This is a genomic window from Lunatimonas lonarensis, from assembly GCF_000390185.1.
GTDB lineage: Bacteria > Bacteroidota > Bacteroidia > Cytophagales > Cyclobacteriaceae > Lunatimonas > Lunatimonas lonarensis.
Window position 1 is genome coordinate 1 of sequence record NZ_AQHR01000044.1, and the last position, 17,320, is coordinate 17,320.

General features: G+C 45.8%; 16 protein-coding genes and 2 tRNA genes. 3 read left to right on the forward strand and 15 right to left on the reverse strand.

Going from position 1 to position 17,320, the window contains the following annotated elements:
• From ADIS_RS06625 to ADIS_RS06645, 5 genes are all read right to left on the reverse strand, one after another.
• Positions 1-254 (reverse strand): PDDEXK family nuclease (locus tag ADIS_RS06625; protein ID WP_035804994.1); only part of this gene is annotated, 254 nt, incomplete at its 3' end.
• Positions 255-457: 203 nt separating this feature from the next.
• A complete protein-coding gene (locus ADIS_RS06630; protein ID WP_010853614.1) occupies positions 458-817 on the reverse strand; it encodes a response regulator in 360 nt (119 codons plus the stop codon).
• A 227-nt stretch (positions 818-1,044) separates the two neighbouring features.
• Positions 1,045-1,117, reverse strand: a tRNA-Thr gene (locus ADIS_RS06635).
• 160 nt (positions 1,118-1,277) lie between these two features.
• Complete coding sequence (locus ADIS_RS06640) at positions 1,278-3,134, reverse strand: DUF349 domain-containing protein (protein ID WP_010853615.1); 1,857 nt, start codon at positions 3,132-3,134, stop codon at positions 1,278-1,280.
• Between the two features lie 57 nt (positions 3,135-3,191).
• Positions 3,192-3,761 (reverse strand): YqgE/AlgH family protein, encoded by a 570-nt coding sequence (locus ADIS_RS06645; protein ID WP_035804996.1) that lies wholly within the window; start codon positions 3,759-3,761, stop codon positions 3,192-3,194.
• Positions 3,762-3,860: 99 nt separating this feature from the next.
• On the opposite strand from ADIS_RS06645, the gene pdxH reads away from it, so the two are divergent.
• Positions 3,861-4,493 carry a pyridoxamine 5'-phosphate oxidase gene (pdxH, locus tag ADIS_RS06650; RefSeq protein ID WP_010853617.1) on the forward strand — a complete coding sequence of 211 codons (633 nt, stop codon included), beginning with the start codon at positions 3,861-3,863 and terminating at the stop codon, positions 4,491-4,493.
• A gap of 43 nt (positions 4,494-4,536) precedes the next feature.
• On the opposite strand, the gene bshB1 is transcribed toward pdxH, so the two are convergent.
• The 8 genes from bshB1 to ADIS_RS06690 form a co-directional block, all read right to left on the reverse strand.
• Positions 4,537-5,253, reverse strand: coding sequence for a bacillithiol biosynthesis deacetylase BshB1 (gene bshB1 / locus ADIS_RS06655; RefSeq protein ID WP_035805042.1), 717 nt, complete (start codon positions 5,251-5,253; stop codon positions 4,537-4,539).
• 5 nt (positions 5,254-5,258) lie between these two features.
• Positions 5,259-6,248, reverse strand: coding sequence for a peptidoglycan DD-metalloendopeptidase family protein (locus ADIS_RS06660; protein ID WP_010853619.1), 990 nt, complete (start codon positions 6,246-6,248; stop codon positions 5,259-5,261).
• A gap of 50 nt (positions 6,249-6,298) precedes the next feature.
• The gene (gene trxB, locus ADIS_RS06665) at positions 6,299-7,243 is read right to left on the reverse strand and encodes a thioredoxin-disulfide reductase (protein WP_010853620.1); all 945 of its coding nucleotides are present in this window, start codon (positions 7,241-7,243) and stop codon (positions 6,299-6,301) included.
• Between the two features lie 162 nt (positions 7,244-7,405).
• Positions 7,406-8,269 carry a sigma-70 family RNA polymerase sigma factor gene (locus ADIS_RS06670; RefSeq protein WP_010853621.1) on the reverse strand — a complete coding sequence of 288 codons (864 nt, stop codon included), beginning with the start codon at positions 8,267-8,269 and terminating at the stop codon, positions 7,406-7,408.
• An 85-nt stretch (positions 8,270-8,354) separates the two neighbouring features.
• Complete coding sequence (pnp, locus tag ADIS_RS06675) at positions 8,355-10,505, reverse strand: polyribonucleotide nucleotidyltransferase (RefSeq protein WP_010853622.1); 2,151 nt, start codon at positions 10,503-10,505, stop codon at positions 8,355-8,357.
• 103 nt (positions 10,506-10,608) lie between these two features.
• Positions 10,609-10,884 (reverse strand): 30S ribosomal protein S15, encoded by a 276-nt coding sequence (gene rpsO / locus ADIS_RS06680; RefSeq protein WP_010853623.1) that lies wholly within the window; start codon positions 10,882-10,884, stop codon positions 10,609-10,611.
• A gap of 64 nt (positions 10,885-10,948) precedes the next feature.
• Entirely contained in the window at positions 10,949-12,733 is a 1,785-nt protein-coding gene (locus tag ADIS_RS06685; protein ID WP_010853624.1) for an LptF/LptG family permease, read from the reverse strand.
• A gap of 174 nt (positions 12,734-12,907) precedes the next feature.
• A complete protein-coding gene (locus tag ADIS_RS06690) occupies positions 12,908-13,309 on the reverse strand; it encodes an START-like domain-containing protein (RefSeq protein ID WP_010853625.1) in 402 nt (133 codons plus the stop codon).
• Between the two features lie 403 nt (positions 13,310-13,712).
• On the opposite strand from ADIS_RS06690, the gene ADIS_RS06695 reads away from it, so the two are divergent.
• Both ADIS_RS06695 and ADIS_RS06700 read left to right on the forward strand, forming a co-directional pair.
• Positions 13,713-13,789, forward strand: a tRNA-Met gene (locus ADIS_RS06695).
• A 713-nt stretch (positions 13,790-14,502) separates the two neighbouring features.
• Positions 14,503-15,261, forward strand: coding sequence for a tryptophan-rich sensory protein (locus tag ADIS_RS06700; protein ID WP_010853626.1), 759 nt, complete (start codon positions 14,503-14,505; stop codon positions 15,259-15,261).
• A 10-nt stretch (positions 15,262-15,271) separates the two neighbouring features.
• Here the strand turns inward: ADIS_RS06700 and ADIS_RS06705 are convergent, their stop codons facing one another.
• Positions 15,272-16,240, reverse strand: coding sequence for a zinc-dependent alcohol dehydrogenase family protein (locus ADIS_RS06705; protein ID WP_010853627.1), 969 nt, complete (start codon positions 16,238-16,240; stop codon positions 15,272-15,274).
• Between the two features lie 20 nt (positions 16,241-16,260).
• Positions 16,261-17,280 carry an L-glyceraldehyde 3-phosphate reductase gene (gene mgrA, locus ADIS_RS06710; RefSeq protein ID WP_010853628.1) on the reverse strand — a complete coding sequence of 340 codons (1,020 nt, stop codon included), beginning with the start codon at positions 17,278-17,280 and terminating at the stop codon, positions 16,261-16,263.
• Positions 17,281-17,320: the final 40 nt, after the last annotated feature.

Consider the following 17,320-nt stretch of genomic DNA (forward strand, 5'->3'; position numbering starts at 1 on the left):
TAGTACCTGTAACTTTTGGTCCAACAAATGGGGAGTATTATACTTCTCGGAAGCACCAAGGCTCTTGCTATACTTTCAGCATCATCATTTCCTGTTAAAAAATTTGCTAAATACTTAAATAAAAAGGGGTTTACGTTGTATTCTGATAATTTACTGGCTCTTTTGCAGGCCCCGTCAATATGGTTTTTAACAATTTCATTTCTGAAAAATGTTTTTGCGTTTTCAATAATCAGTTTTCTCTGTATGTTATCCATTATGCTTTTCTTGATATGTTAAATATAGTGATTTTTGTCTATCGGAGTCGTTTCTAAAACCACGCCCAACTATCTTCAACTTTCGAGACTTCCCTCCGATCAAAAAAACGATAACCTACCAATTAAACAACTGTGGATAATCCCTTACCCAATCAAGCAACGTCCGCAAACTAAATTGAAAAAAGTAACGAGGATTCGACTGGCTAACAGGAAAAAATCTCCTGTATAGATTTCTGAACATGTTGTTTCGGAAGAAAACCAACTACCTTGCCGGATTCGTCGACCCGCTCAATATCCCGTTCGTCAACCGAACCACTTAATATGTAAATCTTGGACTGAAGAGCCGTCGGATCCAAGTTTTCGATAAAATCCCATCCAGTCATTTGGGGCATCAAAAGGTCGACAAAAAGGTAATTTGGCTTTATGGAATAAATCTCTTTTAGAGCATCCGTAGCATTGGAAAACTTAAAAACCCTAAAAGGTTGCTTGATGTGTTTTTGCAAAAACTTCTCTGTAACAAAACTGCTTACCACATCATCATCGATCAACACTATATCTATCATCGAACTACAGTTTATTGGTTTTAAAAAGCATTTTCAAGTATTACAAATGTAAAAAAGATTCTCGACAATGCAAATTTTAGCGGAAAATTTCAATTATTTTCTCGGCTGTGAAACCATTCACCGTCCCGCTAGACCCACCGTCTTCAAATACACACACATTAAAACACCGGGGGCAGCTTTGCGAAAATGGCAAAAAAAAAGGCAGCACTCATGTGCTACCTTTAAAGAGCCCCCTGCCGGGATCGAACCAGCGACCTACTGATTACAAGTCAGTTGCTCTACCAGCTGAGCTAAGGAGGCGAAAAACGACAACTTGAATAAGTACAACAAGAGTTTGAAGAAAAAACTCAGCTACCTTTTCGGTCATTGCGAGTGCAAATATAGAAGTTGATCCGATATTGATCAAACAATTTAGGTGGAATTTTCCAACAAAAAGGAAACCACCCTTAGAATGAGTAAATTAAAATTCCCGGATGATCGAAAGTTTCTTTTTGAGACGATCCACCTCCTGTTCCGCTTTGTCAATTTTTACCTCAAACTGATCTTTGAGTTTATCTGCGGTTTTGGATGCCGCAAAAAATTCAAGGTTATTTTTCCAAAGCGTAATACTGTTCTCCAAGTCGGTAATCTGCTTGCGGATTCCATGCTCCTTTTTGTTCAGAACCCTTGCGCTGTTCGGATCTGCCTGGATTTTATTGAGGTTAAGCCGGAACAAAAATTCCTCCTTATCAGCGCCCTCAACTCCCAACCGGCCGATGTAGGCATCTACGGCATCCGAAAAGGAAGCCGAAATTTCCTTCATGTTTTTTCTTGGTACAAATCCGATTGCATTGAACTCATGGATGTAGTGCTCCAATTGCTCCTCACTCAATCCCGAACCCGTTTTGGCCTCTTCCACAATCCGACGGCATAACTCCGCCTTTTTGGCCAGATTGTCTTCATATTCCTTGTTTGCCTCCTTGTTTGAATTTCTACGACTCTGGAAAAAGGTGTCACAGGCCGTCTTAAACCGGTTGTACAACTCATCACGTATTTTTTCGGGCATAGGCCCAAGCCCTTTCCATTCCTTTTGCAGGCGAATCAACTCATCGGCGGCGTGCTTCCAATCCGTACTTTCCTGGAATTTTTCCGCCTCTGCGATCAATTGCTCCGCCTTTTCCTTATTTTTTTTCCGGATATCATCAAGCTCTTTAAAAAACTGGTTTTTATGGCTGAAAAACTGTTTAAACAACCCCCAAAACGCCTTGTTTACATCCTTTCCATTTTCCTTTGGAACCGGACCTATGGCCTCCCAATCCTTTTGGATCGAAAGCATTTCTTTTGTTTTCAGATTCCATTCCTTTATCCGATCTGCCTGAAAATCCTTGAAAGGCTGCAACTTCTCAATTAGCTTCAGCTTCAAATCCAAATTGCCTTTGAACACAGATTTCTGTGCCTCATAGTAATCTTTGCGCCTAGCATAAACGGCATCAGAAGCAGCCTTAAAGCGCTGCCACACCCGCTCTTGTTCCTCTCTGGGTACCGGACCAATATGCTTGAACTCCTCGTGAAGTTCATTGAGAACCTTAATGGCTTCTTTTAAATCATCAATAGCTGCCAGCCCCTCGGCCCTTTCACAAATCTCGGATTTGTTCTCCAGGTTCTTTTTTCGATCAAGTTCCTTGAGCTCGAAATAGATGCTTTGATTATCGTAGAAACGATCCATCAATGCGTTATACGAAGCCCACAGGTTCTTATTTTGGTTGGCCGGAACCGGACCGATACTCTTCCACTCCTGCTGGATAGCTTTAATCGCATTGATGCTGGAGGTAGTCTCCTCACTATCTACCAACTCCCTAAGTTTATCAAGTACCGCATTTTTCGCCAACGCATTTTGCTCCTTTACCCGCTCGTTTTCCTTTATCTGTTTGGACCGTCGGGATTTAAACTCATGATAGGCTACAAAAAACAACTTGTCTTCATCCGCATCCCGGTAAGCAAAATCGTCAGCCTCACCCCCGTTGGACAGAAACTGTTCCAATGCGGAATCTTTCTCTTTATGATATATTTCATCGAAATGGCTCTTGATATCGTTTACCAGAGCGTCCTTTTTGATGTACTCGTTTTCGTTCAAAATATCCTTCAGTGCCTGTAGCAACTTCAGTTTTGAATACCCACTGTAATCGATTGCCTCCTCCTCGTGGTTCTCTTCAACCTGTTCCTCCTCGGATTCGGCATTTACTTCATGAGCTCCCACCTTACTACCAGCTTCTACCTGTTCATTTACCTGTTGGGTCACCTTATTGTCTTCTTGGGACATTTCTTTGTCATTCTCCATAATATGCTACGCGTAAAAACTACGCAAATGTGTCTAAACAAAAGTAATCAATTTGGTTTAATTTAATCTTGGGTCTATGGGATAATTTGCGAGAACCTGATACATCCCACCCATGTTTTTAAGGATTACCCGCCAAAGTTCATCCGGATCTGAAAAAAAAATCTGGTCTGTAAACTCGTTTCTGCAAACGATCCAGGTCTTTTCCTCCAGCTCCGCGTCAAGTTGCCCACCCGACCATCCGGAATAACCTATAAAAAACCGAAACGTATGTATATCAAGGGTGCCGTCGTTGAACTTTCTCGTCAGTTCATTAAAATCGCCGCCCCACCAAAGGTCTCCTTGTAGGGGTACGCTGTCTTCCAGTTGCTTTGGTCCGAAATAGATAAAATGCAGGGTGTTTTGCTCCACGGGGCCTCCCACGTACACATCACTTTCTACCTCGGATAGCATATCCAACAAATCCCCCAATTTGAACAAAGAAAGTTTGTTCAAAACAAGGCCAAAGGACCCTTTCTCGTTATTTTCGCAGAGTAGAATCACCGATCTGACGAAGTTTTCGTCTTGTAGAAATGGTTCGGAGATGAGCAGGCATCCGGCGTGTGGCGGTATGGTGGTGTCCAGTTCCATCAAAAATAGTTTTGAGTTGGAAGCGTCAATATATAGCAAAAAAAATTAAATCCAACCATGTTTGTCGTGTTAATTTAGATTTCCCCAAAAATTTATAAAATGAAAATAGCTGATATAAGAAAGGAGTATTCTTCCAAAATATTAGAAATAAACAAGGTCGAAAAAAGTCCTTTAGAACAATTCAAACGCTGGATGGAGGAAGCGCTGAGTGCCAAAGTAATGGAGCCAAACGCAATGAATCTAGCTACGATCGGACTGGATGGAAGACCCACTTCTCGTATCGTTCTTCTCAAGGGTATTGACCACGGTTTTGTGTTTTTCACCAATTACACCAGTAAAAAAGGGCGTGAGTTGACCGAAAACTCATTTGCCTCGCTTAATTTTTTCTGGCCGGAAATGGAGAGGCAGGTGCGCATTGAGGGGAAAACGGAGCGGGTGAGTGAACAGGAGTCAGACGAATATTTTCTTTCGCGACCCCTAGAAAGCCAGATCGGCGCCTGGACGTCCCCCCAAAGTCAGGAAATACCCGATCGCCTTTATCTCGAAGAAAAAAGAAAATCCTATGAGGAAAAATTCAGCAGGGAAGCACTTCACCGTCCAGCCCACTGGGGTGGATTTCGGCTAATAGCAGACCGGCTGGAATTTTGGCAGGGACGGCCCGGCCGACTGCATGACAGGATCAAATACGAACTTGAAGCAAACGCGTGGAAAATCGTACGCTTAGCCCCCTGAACAACCGTGTCAAATGATTTTGGAGCCAACTGGCATCAAATTCCTAAACAAGCACCATTAAGTCCTCAACTCCGGGCACACGCTCAACGGTAAAGCCCTCTCCGTAGGTAACGGAGATCTTATGTCCCATCTCTCTCGCCCTTGCTTCGATGAAATCCAAGAAGCCCGGTCGGGAAATAAAGCTTTCGGGCTCCTTGCTCTCCGGGTCAAAAAACTGGGACTTAAATGCCAGAATGCTTTCTTTTTTGATATCCCAGTAAGCTGAAATGTCCACTACCAAATCCGGCTCAATATAATTGTTTTGGATGTAGTGATAGACAGCTTTGGGCCGCCATGGCTGCTGCAAAACACCGTCCAACTCGGTTTCCAATCGCCGCAGACCGCTCAAAAAACAAGCTTTGGTTACCAAGCTGCCACCTTTCCCATGATCTGGATGTCTATCCTCAACGGCGTTTGCCAGCACAATTTCGGGGCGATACTTGCGAAGTATCCGGGCGATTGCTACTTGGTATTTCTTCTCCTCGGTGAAAAAAACATCCTCAAACCCCAGGTTCTCTCTGACCGATAGACCAAGGATTTCAGCAGCTGTAGCCGACTCCTCCATCCGGATGGCGGGAGTACCTCTGGTTCCCATCTCACCTTCCGTCAGGTCTAAAATACCCACCTTGTAGCCCTTAGCAACATGGGAGGCTATTGTTCCGGAGCAGGAAAGCTCTGCATCATCGGGGTGGGCAGCTATAGCCAAGATATCCAGTTTTATCATGATCAGCGTATTTTCAACCTCATACCTACACGTAGCACGGTACTGGTTGAGATATTGTTCATTCGTGTTATATGCGAAACCGTGACACCGTATTTCCGGGCGATTACGGAAAGGTTTTCTCCACTTCGCACCCGGTGTATGACTGCTTCCTGCATCTTGATCACATGGTCAAAACTCGCTGCGGTAATGGTGTACAGCGATTGCCTGATCCGATGGTTTTCAAAGTCATAAACGTGCTGGGGATTAATCGAGAGTCCCTTGAATCGCACTTCAAAATGCAGGTGGGGGCCCGTACTTCTTCCGGTATTACCACCGTTGCCAAGCATATCCCCTGCCCGCACCTCCTCGCCTACTTCTACCCTAATCTTGGACATATGACCATACAAGGTCTCCAGTCCATTTCGGTGTCTTACCACCACGAAATAACCATAGCCATACCTGTCGTAGCTGGCCATCCGAACGATCCCATCAAATGCAGCGAACACCGTGTCACCCACGTTCAATCGGAGGTCGATTCCATGATGCCATCGGTACCGCCTAAATCCAAACTCCGAACTAACCCTACTGTCCTTCAAGGGCATACTCCAGAGAGATCCGTAGGCAGGATCATACAATCGAACAGGGATGGTATCCTTAAAATCCTTCGGGTTAAAATCGTAAATATCGATTTTCTTGCTATCCCAGGAGGAAAAATACTCGTAAGCTGTTACCCAAATACTATCGATCAGCACCTTTTCGGACACCTGTACTAATTGATTGGTAGGTGCCCATACGATCGAAAGCGTGTCCTCATTAACTATAGATAGGCGCTTCTTTAGATCTATGCCACCACTGAAAATCAGTGAATCGGTTCCACGTTGCAGATTGCTCAGGTATTCCTGAACATCAAACGGCTGCAACTTCTTTTGGTCCGGCACCATGGAGTCCCTTGCAGGTGACTTTTTTATCAGCCGGTTGTTTACCTGCGCTTCCGCAACCAGGGAACACAGCATGCATAGTATTCCAAACAAACAGCAAATCGGGGATTTTGCCATAGACAGGGCTAGGCTAGTTCATGTTCAGCCAAAAACCGCTCCGCATCCAGCGCGGCCATACATCCGGTGCCTGCCGCCGTCACAGCTTGTCTATATACGTTATCCTGGGCGTCCCCACAAGCGAATACCCCCGGAATGTTTGTTTTGGTAGATCCTGGAACGGTCTGTATGTAGCCACTTTCATCCATATCAATAAATCCGGAAAAAACACCGGTGTTTGGCTGATGGCCGATTGCCACAAAAAAAGCCGATACCGGCAACTCTCGCAGTGCTCCGGTTACTGAGTTTTTCAGCGAAACCCCGGTAACTTCTTCCTCTCCAAGCACCTCCACAGTCTGATGATTCCACAGTACTTCAATCTTTGGGTTGCTCAGCACCCGCTTCTGCATGATCTGCGAGGCTCGCAACTCATCCCTGCGCACGATCATATATACCTTCTTACAAATATTGGAGAGGTAGGATGCCTCCTCGCAGGCCGTATCCCCACCCCCAACGATCGCCACTTCCTGGCCACGGAAGAAGAAACCATCGCAAACCGCACAGGCAGATACTCCCCTACCATTCAATCTGGTTTCGCTTTCCAATCCCAACCACTTGGCTGACGCACCGGTAGAGATAATCACAGCATCGGCCAATAGCTCGTTCGATTCATCGACAGTCACTCGATGTGGATATCCACTAAAATCAACGTTGGTAATGATACCATACCTTACGTCCGTCCCAAACCGCTCTGCCTGCTTCCGGAAGTCCTCCATCATTTCGGGGCCCATCACACCCTCAGGATATCCGGGGTAATTCTCCACGTCCGTAGTGATGGTAAGCTGCCCTCCCGGCTGTACACCGGTATACAACACCGGGTTTAAACCCGCCCTTGCTGCGTATATTGCAGCGGTATAGCCCGCCGGACCTGAACCTATTATGAGTACTTTTACGTGTTCTATTTCTTTTTGCATCGATGCATAATCTTATGAAACGGCAAATTTTGCCAATTTTGCCTAATAAACAAAGGAACAAAGACACAGAAGGAGGTGCTTTTTAACCTAAATTAACACATAAAGGCCAAAAAAAGAGGGGCTGAAAACCCCTCTGCACTTTTTTCCTCTATCCGTAAAAACCTAGCCCAAGTAGGGCTTTAGGGTTTTACTTCTGGAAGTATGCCTTAATCTGCGAATCGCCTTTTCCTTTATCTGACGTACCCGCTCCCTGGTGAGATTGAACTTCTCGCCTATTTCCTCGAGTGTCATCGCATGTTCGCCATTCAATCCAAAATAAAGGGTAATAACATCGGCCTCACGCTGGGTTAGCGTAGAAAGTGCCCGTTGCACCTCCTTACGGAGCGAATCGTTCATCAGCCCATCATCCGGCTTGGTCTCTCCATCGTTTTCCAACACGTCAAGCAGGCTGTTTTCCTCTCCCTGAACGAAAGGCGCGTCCATGGATACATGGCGTCCCGATATTTTCATGGTATCCACCACCTCACCGGCGGTCACTTCCAATACTTCGGCCAGCTCCTCAGGAGAAGGTTCGCGTTCAAACTTTTGCTCCAGTTCCGAAAACGTCTTGCTTATCTTATTAAGAGACCCAACCCTGTTAAGCGGAAGCCTAACAATACGGGACTGCTCCGCCAAGGCCTGAAGAATGGACTGACGGATCCACCAAACCGCATAGGAGATAAACTTAAACCCACGGGTTTCGTCAAAACGTTGGGCTGCCTTGATAAGACCGAGATTACCTTCGTTGATCAGGTCTCCCAATGACAAACCCTGATTTTGATACTGCTTGGCAACAGAAACCACAAATCTCAGGTTGGCTTTGGTAAGCTTTTCGAGCGCAAGTTGGTCTCCCTCCCTGATTCGCTTCGCCAGAACCACTTCCTCATCTGCGGTAAGTAAGTCCACCTTGCCTATTTCCTGTAGGTATTTGTCCAGAGACTGGCTTTCTCTGTTGGTAATCTGTTTGCTGATTTTAAGCTGCCTCATTCAAGTATCTGATTTTTTAAAACGCCTTATATAACAGAACTATCCTTAAAATAAGTTCAATCTATGTTTATTGTTTAAACGGAACTTAGGATTTCTGGCCTGGTTTATCAGATTTTTCCGGCTTGGGCAACAAAACCTTTCTGGAAAGCTTAAACTTACCGGTTTTCTTATCCACATCAATCAGCTTCACAGTGATCTCTTCACCCGACTCCAGTACGCCGTCCATGGACTCCAATCGCTCCCACTTAATCTCAGAAATGTGCAGAAGGCCATCCTTACCGGGCATAAACTCCACAAAAGCACCAAAAGGCATAATGTTCTTAACCTTCCCTGTATATACTTCACCGATCTCTGGCTGGGCTACGATTGCTTTGATTCGTTTGATTGCTCCATCCATGGAAGTCTGGTTATTGGCAAAAATATTGATTTTGCCCATATTATCCACCTCTTCAATGATGATGGTGGCACCGGTGTCTTTCTGGATCTCCTGAATTACCTTTCCTCCGGGACCGATAACCGCACCGATCAATTCCTTAGGAATTTCCATGTTCTGTGATCTAGGGGCATGAGGCTTATACTCAGCCCTTGGTGCCGACAACGTCTTCCTTATTTCATCAAGAATATGTAGTCTACCATCTTTGGCCTGATAGAGTGCTTCTTTAAGAACAGCATAATCCAGTCCTTCCACTTTCAAATCCATCTGGCAGGCAGTGATGCCCTTTTCTGTCCCAGTAACCTTAAAATCCATATCTCCCAGGTGGTCTTCATCACCCAGAATATCAGACAAAATGGTGTAATTTCCGGTCGTTGAATCGGATATCATTCCCATGGCGATTCCAGTAACAGGAGCCTTTATGGGAACACCTGCATCCATCAAAGCGAGGGATCCCGCACAAACGGTTGCCATAGATGAGGAACCGTTGGACTCTAGGATGTCAGAGACTACCCGGATGGTGTAGGGGTTTTCAGCATCCGGGGGAAGAACCCTTCTCAATGCTCTCATTGCCAAATTACCGTGTCCGATTTCTCTTCGCCCTGGTCCACGATTTGGCTTCACCTCACCGGTAGAAAATCCCGGGAAATTATAGTGCAGATAAAATTTGTTATATCCGGAATGCACCGCTCCGTCTATCATCTGCTCATCAAGCTTAGTTCCTAACGTACAAGTAGTAACCGATTGGGTCTCTCCCCTGGTAAATACCGCTGACCCATGGGCAGAAGGAAGGTAATCGACCACCGACCAGATAGGGCGGATCTCGTTGGGATTTCTGCCGTCAAGGCGCTTTTTCTCGTTCAGCGTAAAATTACGCGCGGCTTCTTTGTGGATTTTGCCAAAATACTTGTCGATCAAAAATTTATCAAATCCGTGATCCTCTCCGAGGCTTTCAACAAACCCTTGTTTGATGGCCTTTATCAGTTCCGAGCGCTCATTTTTGTTGGCAATCTGCCGGCTTACCACCTCATAACAGGGGCCATAGAGCTCCTGCTTCATGCGTGCTAGTAAACCTTCGTCGTGGGTTTCGTGGGTATAGCTCCTCTTCTGTCCTTTGCCTACGGCCAAAGTCAGTTCCTTCTGGATTGCACAGTGACGCTTAACCTCCTGGTGGGCAAACTCAAGGGCTTCCACCATCTCGTCCTCGGTGATTTCGTCTGCCTCTCCCTCTACCATTAGGATAAATTCCTCCGAACCGGCGACCATAAACTCAAGCGTAGCAAGCTTCAATTCTTGGGGCTTGGGGTTGATAATCAAACGACCATCCACTTTGGCCACACGAACCTCGGAAATAGGCCCGTTAAAGGGGATATCCGATACGGCAATGGCGGCGGATGCTGCCAGTCCAGCGAGGGCGTCGGGCAACACTTCCTCGTCTGAGGACATCAAGGTAATACTGATATTGGTATCAGCATGGTAATCATCCGGAAATAAAGGACGTACCGCACGATCGACCAATCGGCTGATCAGCACTTCGTAGTCAGACAACCTTCCCTCACGCTTCAAAAAACCTCCGGGTATCTTGCCGGATGCCGCAAATTTCTCTTGGTAATCGACTGATAACGGGAGAAAGTCCACTCCTTCCCCAGCTTCATTCTTGGTCACAATGGTAGCCAATAACATGGCTTTTCCCATTTTTACAACTACCGAGCCATCGGCTTGCTTCGCCAAGGCTCCGGTTTCAATGGTGATTTCCCTACCGTCCTCAAGGACGATAGTCTTACTAACAACGTTTGGTAACATAAAATTGTAATGATTCTATAAGGTGAATAGTTTTAAAAGTAAGGTTTACTACAGCGAAAACAAAAAAAGTAAGGTCCTTCCTTGGAAGAACCTTACTATAAAGTTATTTACGGATACCCAATTCGGATATGATCGATCGGTACCTTTCGATATCGTTTTTGACGAGATAATTCAAAAGACTTCTTCTCTTTCCTACCAGCTTCAACAGGCCCAATCGGGAAGAGTGGTCTTTTTTGTTTACCTTGAGGTGTTCTGTCAAGTGTTGGATTCTATAAGAAAACAACGCAATTTGCGCTTCTGGAGAACCCGTATCCTTTTCAGACTTCAACCGACCATGATTCTTAAACAACTCTGATTTTTTTTCTTTACTTAAATACATGCTTAGTCAAGTTAATACGGCTATGTTAATAAAAACAGTCACAAAGGTATGATCATTTTTTGTATTATAAAAATTCCTCCCTCAACTTTTGCTGTTTCCGCAGCTTGGGAACCATCCGTTTTACCTTTTGGAAAAAACCGTAGTAGAAGTCCGCTTCAAAAATCCTTGCGTCCTTCCGGGCCTGTCGAAGAAAAAACAAACCAAACGGAATCAAGGCCAGGATCGAAAAGGAGGTTCCGAACAAGGTTCCGGTGACCGCTTCCTTCGCCCACTTTTCTCCTGTAATGGTCAACATATAATAGAGTATAAAAAAGATAATCGAAACCAACACCGGCATGCCCAATCCCCCCTTTTTTATGATGGCACCCAGGGGAGCCCCTATCATAAACATGACAAAACAGGCGATGGCTTGGGTATACTTCTGAAACCAAGATATCTCGAATCGACGGAACTCACGCTCCAGTGCGTCTACCTGGTTTTTGCTGGTCGTAAAATTGTTTTTGAGATTCCGGGCGCTTGTAAGCGCTCCCGCCGCCGCAGATATCCTATGTCGCTGCGTATTCTGCAAGGAATCCAACCTGGCCCGTTGTGCTTCTGTAAGCACAATCAGGGGCTCTTTCTCCGGAACGACAGGAGGTGCCGGCATTGTGGTCGGTAATGGACTCGAAAGGGTATCCACAGCAGCTAGCGAATCCAGTTCTACCGAGTCGGGGTCGGCCAAAGGCTGCACCTCGGCTCCATCGGAACCGGCAGCGACTGCCGCCGCGTCACCAATATCTGTCTGCTCCTCCGACAGAATACGGGCAGCTTCACTCTTTTCACTAAGCTCAGACCCCTCCAATCTCACCCCATGGGTCAACTCATACTCTTCCTGGTATTTAAGGTTTCGGATAGAATCTGCTGCCAGTTTTTTCTTCACTAAATCCGGGGGAGGGATGAGCTTCCTCTCCCTACCAAAATAGGCATACGACACCTCGGTGGACGCGTAATTGAAATATAATTTTTGGGCAATTTCGCGATCCATTGAATCCAAATCAATCCGTATTTCCTGAATATTTTTGATGGAACGGTTGTTTGACCAAAGGTTTTCCGGAGTCCGGTTCATCTCAAATGCCTCTAGATCAAAGACCATCTGATTGGTACTGAACTTGGTACGGTTAAACGTAGGTGGCTTTTCGTTGATGCCTCGCTGGGTTTGTCCCTCTTGGTAGCTATTACCGTTATACAGCGTCAACATCATGTATCTGTCATTAAAAAAAGGTTCCATTCTGCCGGAATCTGCGGTAATCACGTGGATATTGCCCTGACCCGAAGTATGATCGTATATCAGCACATCACGGAGCCGTACCTCATCCAGCTTTTGGTTTACCTTGATGCTATAGTTGGGAATCCCATTGTAAAATACGCCTTCCTTAATATCTAGGGCAGGAGATTTCATTCGGATATCATACAGAAGGCTGAATGTTTTAAGGTTTACACGGGGTACAAGGTAATTGTTCGACAGGTAGGCAAAAACGGTAAGAATAGCTACAAATACCCCAATCGGAAGTAACGCCCGTAAAAGGGAAATGCCGCTGCTTTTTATGGCTGTGAGCTCAAAATGCTCACCAAGGTTACCAAAGGTCATCAGGGATGAAAGTAACACGGCAAGGGGAAGTGCCATGGGTGATATACTGATCACAAAATACCCTATAAGCTCCATGTACACAGCAAACGGGAGATCCTTACCGAATATCTCATCGAAATACTTGAGCATATTTACTGTCAGAAGGATGAAATCGACCACCACAAAAGTCAGTAAAAAAGGCCCAATAAAAGACCCCAGTATAAGTTTATCCAGTTTTTTCACCTAGGTATGTATAGTCATCGGCTTGAACCACCCCCAAATCGGCTGACCCGAGGTTGGCGATTTGGGCATCCGTATCCCAATTAGGTATATGCGCATTGAGCTAACGAATCCAACGGATATCAATGTATGTACCAAATCATCTTTCGAATGCCAAAGTTACAAAATACCGAACGATTACCCCCCTATTATTTCTTTTAGACTGCTGATCAATCCCTCCCAAATATCCTGCTGTTCCTGCTGATCGTAGGTATCTCCATAATCAATAACCCGGAGATAAAAGGTCTGCGTGAGCTCATTTTCATCGAGTCGAAACTCGATGTAAGAGGGATCGTCGTCTCCGCCTTCCTCATCACTCGGGTCAAAAAATTCAAATTTGACATGATGGTTGATACGCATGATGGTCGGCCTTGCAAAATGATCCTCCCCGTCGTATATGAAATTGTAGGCTTTGTCTTCGTTGATAATCACATCATCGGCGAACCATTGCGAAAGTCCACTGGCAGTGCTCAGGTACGGATAGATAACCTTCTTGGAAGTATTGATCTGATAGTCAGATACGAATTTATTTTTCGCCATGGCAGATAACATTTGATTCAGAAAAAGTAACCATTTTTTTTAGGAATCCCGCTTGCAATTCAATATTTATACCCACATATTTGCATTCCCAAACGAGGGGCGTGCCTTCGCTTCGTGAAAGGTTTTGTTTCTTCAGAGAAGCTGTGGTATCAAATAAGAATGTTCCTTCATTGGTTTGTAAGGTACAAACAATTTGAACAAATGCCGAACTACCTTACGTAGTTTTGGAGATTTACCAAGCAGCGAAATGTACTGTTTCTAGGCAAGTGGCTCGATATCAGTGTTTGGGATGTATCTAATAGCCAAGTAGCTCAGTCGGTTAGAGCGAAGGATTCATATCCGCCCAGGCGGACACCGGTTCAACTCCCGGAAGTAGTTATTTATAAAAGTGTATTGGTAATATGGCGAGGTAGCTCAGTCGGTTAGAGCGCAGGATTCATAACCCTGAGGTCACGGGTTCAACTCCCGTCCTCGCTACCAATTGGCACAAGCCCCTTGTTTGGGGCTTTTTTTTACATTTCTCTTTCTACAAACTAAAAGCACCCATCAGGCCTTTATGAATCCTAACTTGGCTTAGATTAACGGTCACTCTATCAAGCCCAATGTATTTAAGAGACAACTCGGAAACCTAATCAAGGTGCTGCCAATAAAAAAAGCTATGAAACAGTGTCCCATAGCTTTAGTCAATTAACAATAAACCCAAAATAACCTGCTGTAGGAGAAGGAGTCGAACCTCCACGGGGCAGTTAGGCAAAACACGAGCTCCATGTTTGCTTTGTCCTTAGCTCCCCACCCCCGAGACCGGAGGGCATGTCTGCCAGTTTCATCATCCTACAGTATGTCAACAAACGTCTGAGATTCTTTTATCCTCTGTTTGATGTTTCAAAGGTAGAACGACGAAACGTATTTTGCAAATTTCGCAAGGAATAAATTATTATTTTACATTATTTTTAATAAAAAAGATATATTTATAATTATTTCATAATTATAAGCCGTTATTTCGCAACTATTTTGGAAAATTTTCAATGCTTCAACCCGATTTCTGTTTCTGGTTTACCCATTGGATAGTGAGGCGTTTAAACGATTTCGATTTAGACGCAGATTTGGACGCCAATCGATGTATTACGTGTGGTACGGTTCGATTCCTTGGGAAAAACGCCATACAAATCGTATTTTTATCAAAACGAATCTACATGCGAGGTCTACCTTTGTTGCTGGCAAACACACTCACCTTTATAGCCGTATTGGTGGTCAACTACTATTATGGAAGCGGGGCTGCCAGGCTACGTACGGTCGGCGAAGTAAGTGCCTTGTTTCCGACGCTTATCACTCCGGCAGGATATGCCTTTGCTATTTGGGGACTGATCTATCTGCTTCTTGTCGGCTTTTTGGTCTATCAGTGGATTACCTACTTCAATGGCAAGGAAAACATTTCCCTCCAACCTACCGGTATATGGTTTATGCTCTCCAATCTATTCAACGTAGCCTGGATATTCCTTTGGGTAAATTTCGCCATTGGTTGGTCGGTAGTTGCCATTATTGGCCTTTTGGTGTCCTTGACAGCGATGTTGATAGAACAGGAAAGTTATACCGCAAGCAGCTCATGGAGAAACCGCATTTTTGTTCACCTTCCCATCGGCACCTATTTGGGATGGATAGTCCTTGCCACTACCCTTAACATAAGCATTTGGATCCGAGCGGCCGGCATTTTTTTGCCTTCAAGCTCACCTACACAATGGGTACTACCTGTTTACTTTGCAGCGATTGCGGTCTACCTTTTTTTGCTCTACCAACACAACCGAAAGGAACCGAGCTTAGTGGGTACTTGGGGATTTTTGGCCATTGCCTACCGCCAATGGGGTGAACAGGAATATGTGGCCTGGCTTTCTCTGGTTTGCGGCATCCTCTTGGCTGTATTGGCATTGAAGAAACAGGCAGATTCGATCGGTTGATAATCAGGATTTAAACCAACAAAATTTTCCCGCTGCGTCCAGGTTTTTCAAAGGCCTCCAATGCCAAATGAACCTGCTCAAGTGGGAACGTTTGCTCTACATCTACCGCTACATCGCCACGTTGCAAAAGGCTCAAAACCTCGCCAAAAGCAGTCTCCCTGGCACCTCTGTCCAACTCCTCCAAGTAGGAAGTGAGCCAAAAACCCTCCACTTTTAAATCACGGAAAATCAACAGCCCGCTGTTCAACGGAATACTTTCCAGACTCAATAAGCCATAGACAAGCATTCTCCCTTTTGGACGCAGGCATGTCAGTGCCCGGGCGCCCAGGGTCCCTCCAACCGCATCAAAGACTACCGATACCCCCGATTTATCGGTTATTTCCTGCACGCGAAGCTGTAGCTTTTCCCGCTCTGTATTTACGACGGCCGCCGCTCCCAAGCGAAGCAGAGGGGCAACCTGCTCCTCCCTCCGAACGGTGCAGATGACCCGAACCCCTCTAAGCTTGGCCAATTGTATCACCAACTTAGAAAAAGCTGATGCGCCGGCAGTCAAGAGCAGCCAGTCTCCCGCTTTTAATCCTGCCCTGTCCAGCATTCCATAAGCGGTCAGGGGGTTAATAAATGCCTGGCAGGCAACTTCATCGGACATACCTGGGGGAACAGGAATCAAAAAATGAGCAGGAAGACATACCAATTCGGCCCAAGCTCCCACCATACTGAAAAGTACACGGTCGCCCGACTTGAACTTTGCGCAGTCTCGGGCATCCTCGATCACTCCCGCAGCCTCAAATCCGGCGGGAGACGGGAGTACCGGTTGAATCCCGTACATTCCGCGAATAAACATGATATCGGCCGGATTGATGTTACGGGCAGTGACTCGTATCAACACCTCCCCTTCCTTGGGAACAGGGACTGCTACCTCCTCCACGCGCAACACGTCATTGGGCATACCTGTCTCGTAAAAAAAAACTTTCTTCATGGTTGAAATAAATATTTGTATCAAGAACGAAGCACTGCTTCAATCTGCTTCAACTCCTCTTCGGAAAAGGACAGATTCCGGATACTGGCTACATTGTCTTCCAATTGCTCCACCCGGCTTGCCCCCACAAGTACCGTGGTGACCCTGGGATCCTTCAGCAGCCAGGCAATGGCCAGTTGGGCCAACGTTTGCCCACGCCTTGCTGCTATCTCATTCAATGCGCGAACCTTCGCCAACAATGCGGGCGTTATCGAATCAGCGTTCAGATAGCGCCCATCTCGAATGGCCCTTGAATCTTCCGGCAGTCCGTGGAGGTATTTGTTGGTCAGTACGCCTTGCTCAAGGGGAGAAAACGGAATAGCACCGATGCCTTCTTCCTCAAGTACATCCAACAGCCCATCTTCTACCCAGCGATCCAACATACTGTACCTTGGCTGATGAATAAAGCAGGGAGTGCCCAATTCTTTTAAAAGCCTGGCGGCTTTCCGCGTTTCATCGGCAGAATATTGGGATATACCGACATAAAGGGCCTTGCCCTGCCGAACCAAATGATCGAGAGCACCCATGGTTTCCTCCATAGGCGTTTTGGGATCTGGCCGGTGATGGTAAAACACATCCACATATTCCAGCCCCATGCGTTTGAGACTCTGGTCCAGGCTGGCTATAAGGTATTTTCTAGACCCGAAATTCCCGTAAGGGCCAGGCCACATATCCCAGCCCGCCTTCGATGAAACGATCAGTTCATCGCGGTAGGAATGGAAATCTTTCTTTAGAATTCTTCCAAAATTTTCCTCAGCGGCACCAAATGGCGGCCCATAGTTATTGGCCAGGTCAAAATGAGTGATTCCTAGGTCAAATGCCTTGCGCAGGAGCTTTCGTTGGTTTTTAAAATCATCGGGATGCCCAAAGTTGTGCCATAATCCCAGTGAAATAAGGGGAAGATCGATCCCGCTTCTCCCACAACGGCGGTATAGCATTTCATCGTAGCGATTGATTGCAGCCGTGTATGGAGTAAGTGCATTATGGTCATTGATTTTCATGGTCATGCGGTTTGGCGGGTTAAAGGTAGGTTGCTTAAAA

Bases quoted from the DNA above. Each gene is read 5' to 3' on its own strand.
- ADIS_RS06630 (WP_010853614.1), bottom strand. From the start codon at position 817: ATGATAGATATAGTGTTGATCGATGATGATGTGGTAAGCAGTTTTGTT.
- ADIS_RS06640 (WP_010853615.1), bottom strand. From the start codon at position 3,134: ATGGAGAATGACAAAGAAATGTCCCAAGAAGACAATAAGGTGACCCAA.
- ADIS_RS06645 (WP_035804996.1), bottom strand. From the start codon at position 3,761: ATGGAACTGGACACCACCATACCGCCACACGCCGGATGCCTGCTCATC.
- pdxH (WP_010853617.1), top strand. From the start codon at position 3,861: ATGAAAATAGCTGATATAAGAAAGGAGTATTCTTCCAAAATATTAGAA.
- ADIS_RS06660 (WP_010853619.1), bottom strand. From the start codon at position 6,248: ATGCTGTGTTCCCTGGTTGCGGAAGCGCAGGTAAACAACCGGCTGATA.
- trxB (WP_010853620.1), bottom strand. From the start codon at position 7,243: ATGCAAAAAGAAATAGAACACGTAAAAGTACTCATAATAGGTTCAGGT.
- ADIS_RS06670 (WP_010853621.1), bottom strand. From the start codon at position 8,269: ATGAGGCAGCTTAAAATCAGCAAACAGATTACCAACAGAGAAAGCCAG.
- pnp (WP_010853622.1), bottom strand. From the start codon at position 10,505: ATGTTACCAAACGTTGTTAGTAAGACTATCGTCCTTGAGGACGGTAGG.
- rpsO (WP_010853623.1), bottom strand. From the start codon at position 10,884: ATGTATTTAAGTAAAGAAAAAAAATCAGAGTTGTTTAAGAATCATGGT.
- ADIS_RS06690 (WP_010853625.1), bottom strand. From the start codon at position 13,309: ATGGCGAAAAATAAATTCGTATCTGACTATCAGATCAATACTTCCAAG.
- ADIS_RS06700 (WP_010853626.1), top strand. From the start codon at position 14,503: ATGCGAGGTCTACCTTTGTTGCTGGCAAACACACTCACCTTTATAGCC.
- ADIS_RS06705 (WP_010853627.1), bottom strand. From the start codon at position 16,240: ATGAAGAAAGTTTTTTTTTACGAGACAGGTATGCCCAATGACGTGTTG.
- mgrA (WP_010853628.1), bottom strand. From the start codon at position 17,280: ATGAAAATCAATGACCATAATGCACTTACTCCATACACGGCTGCAATC.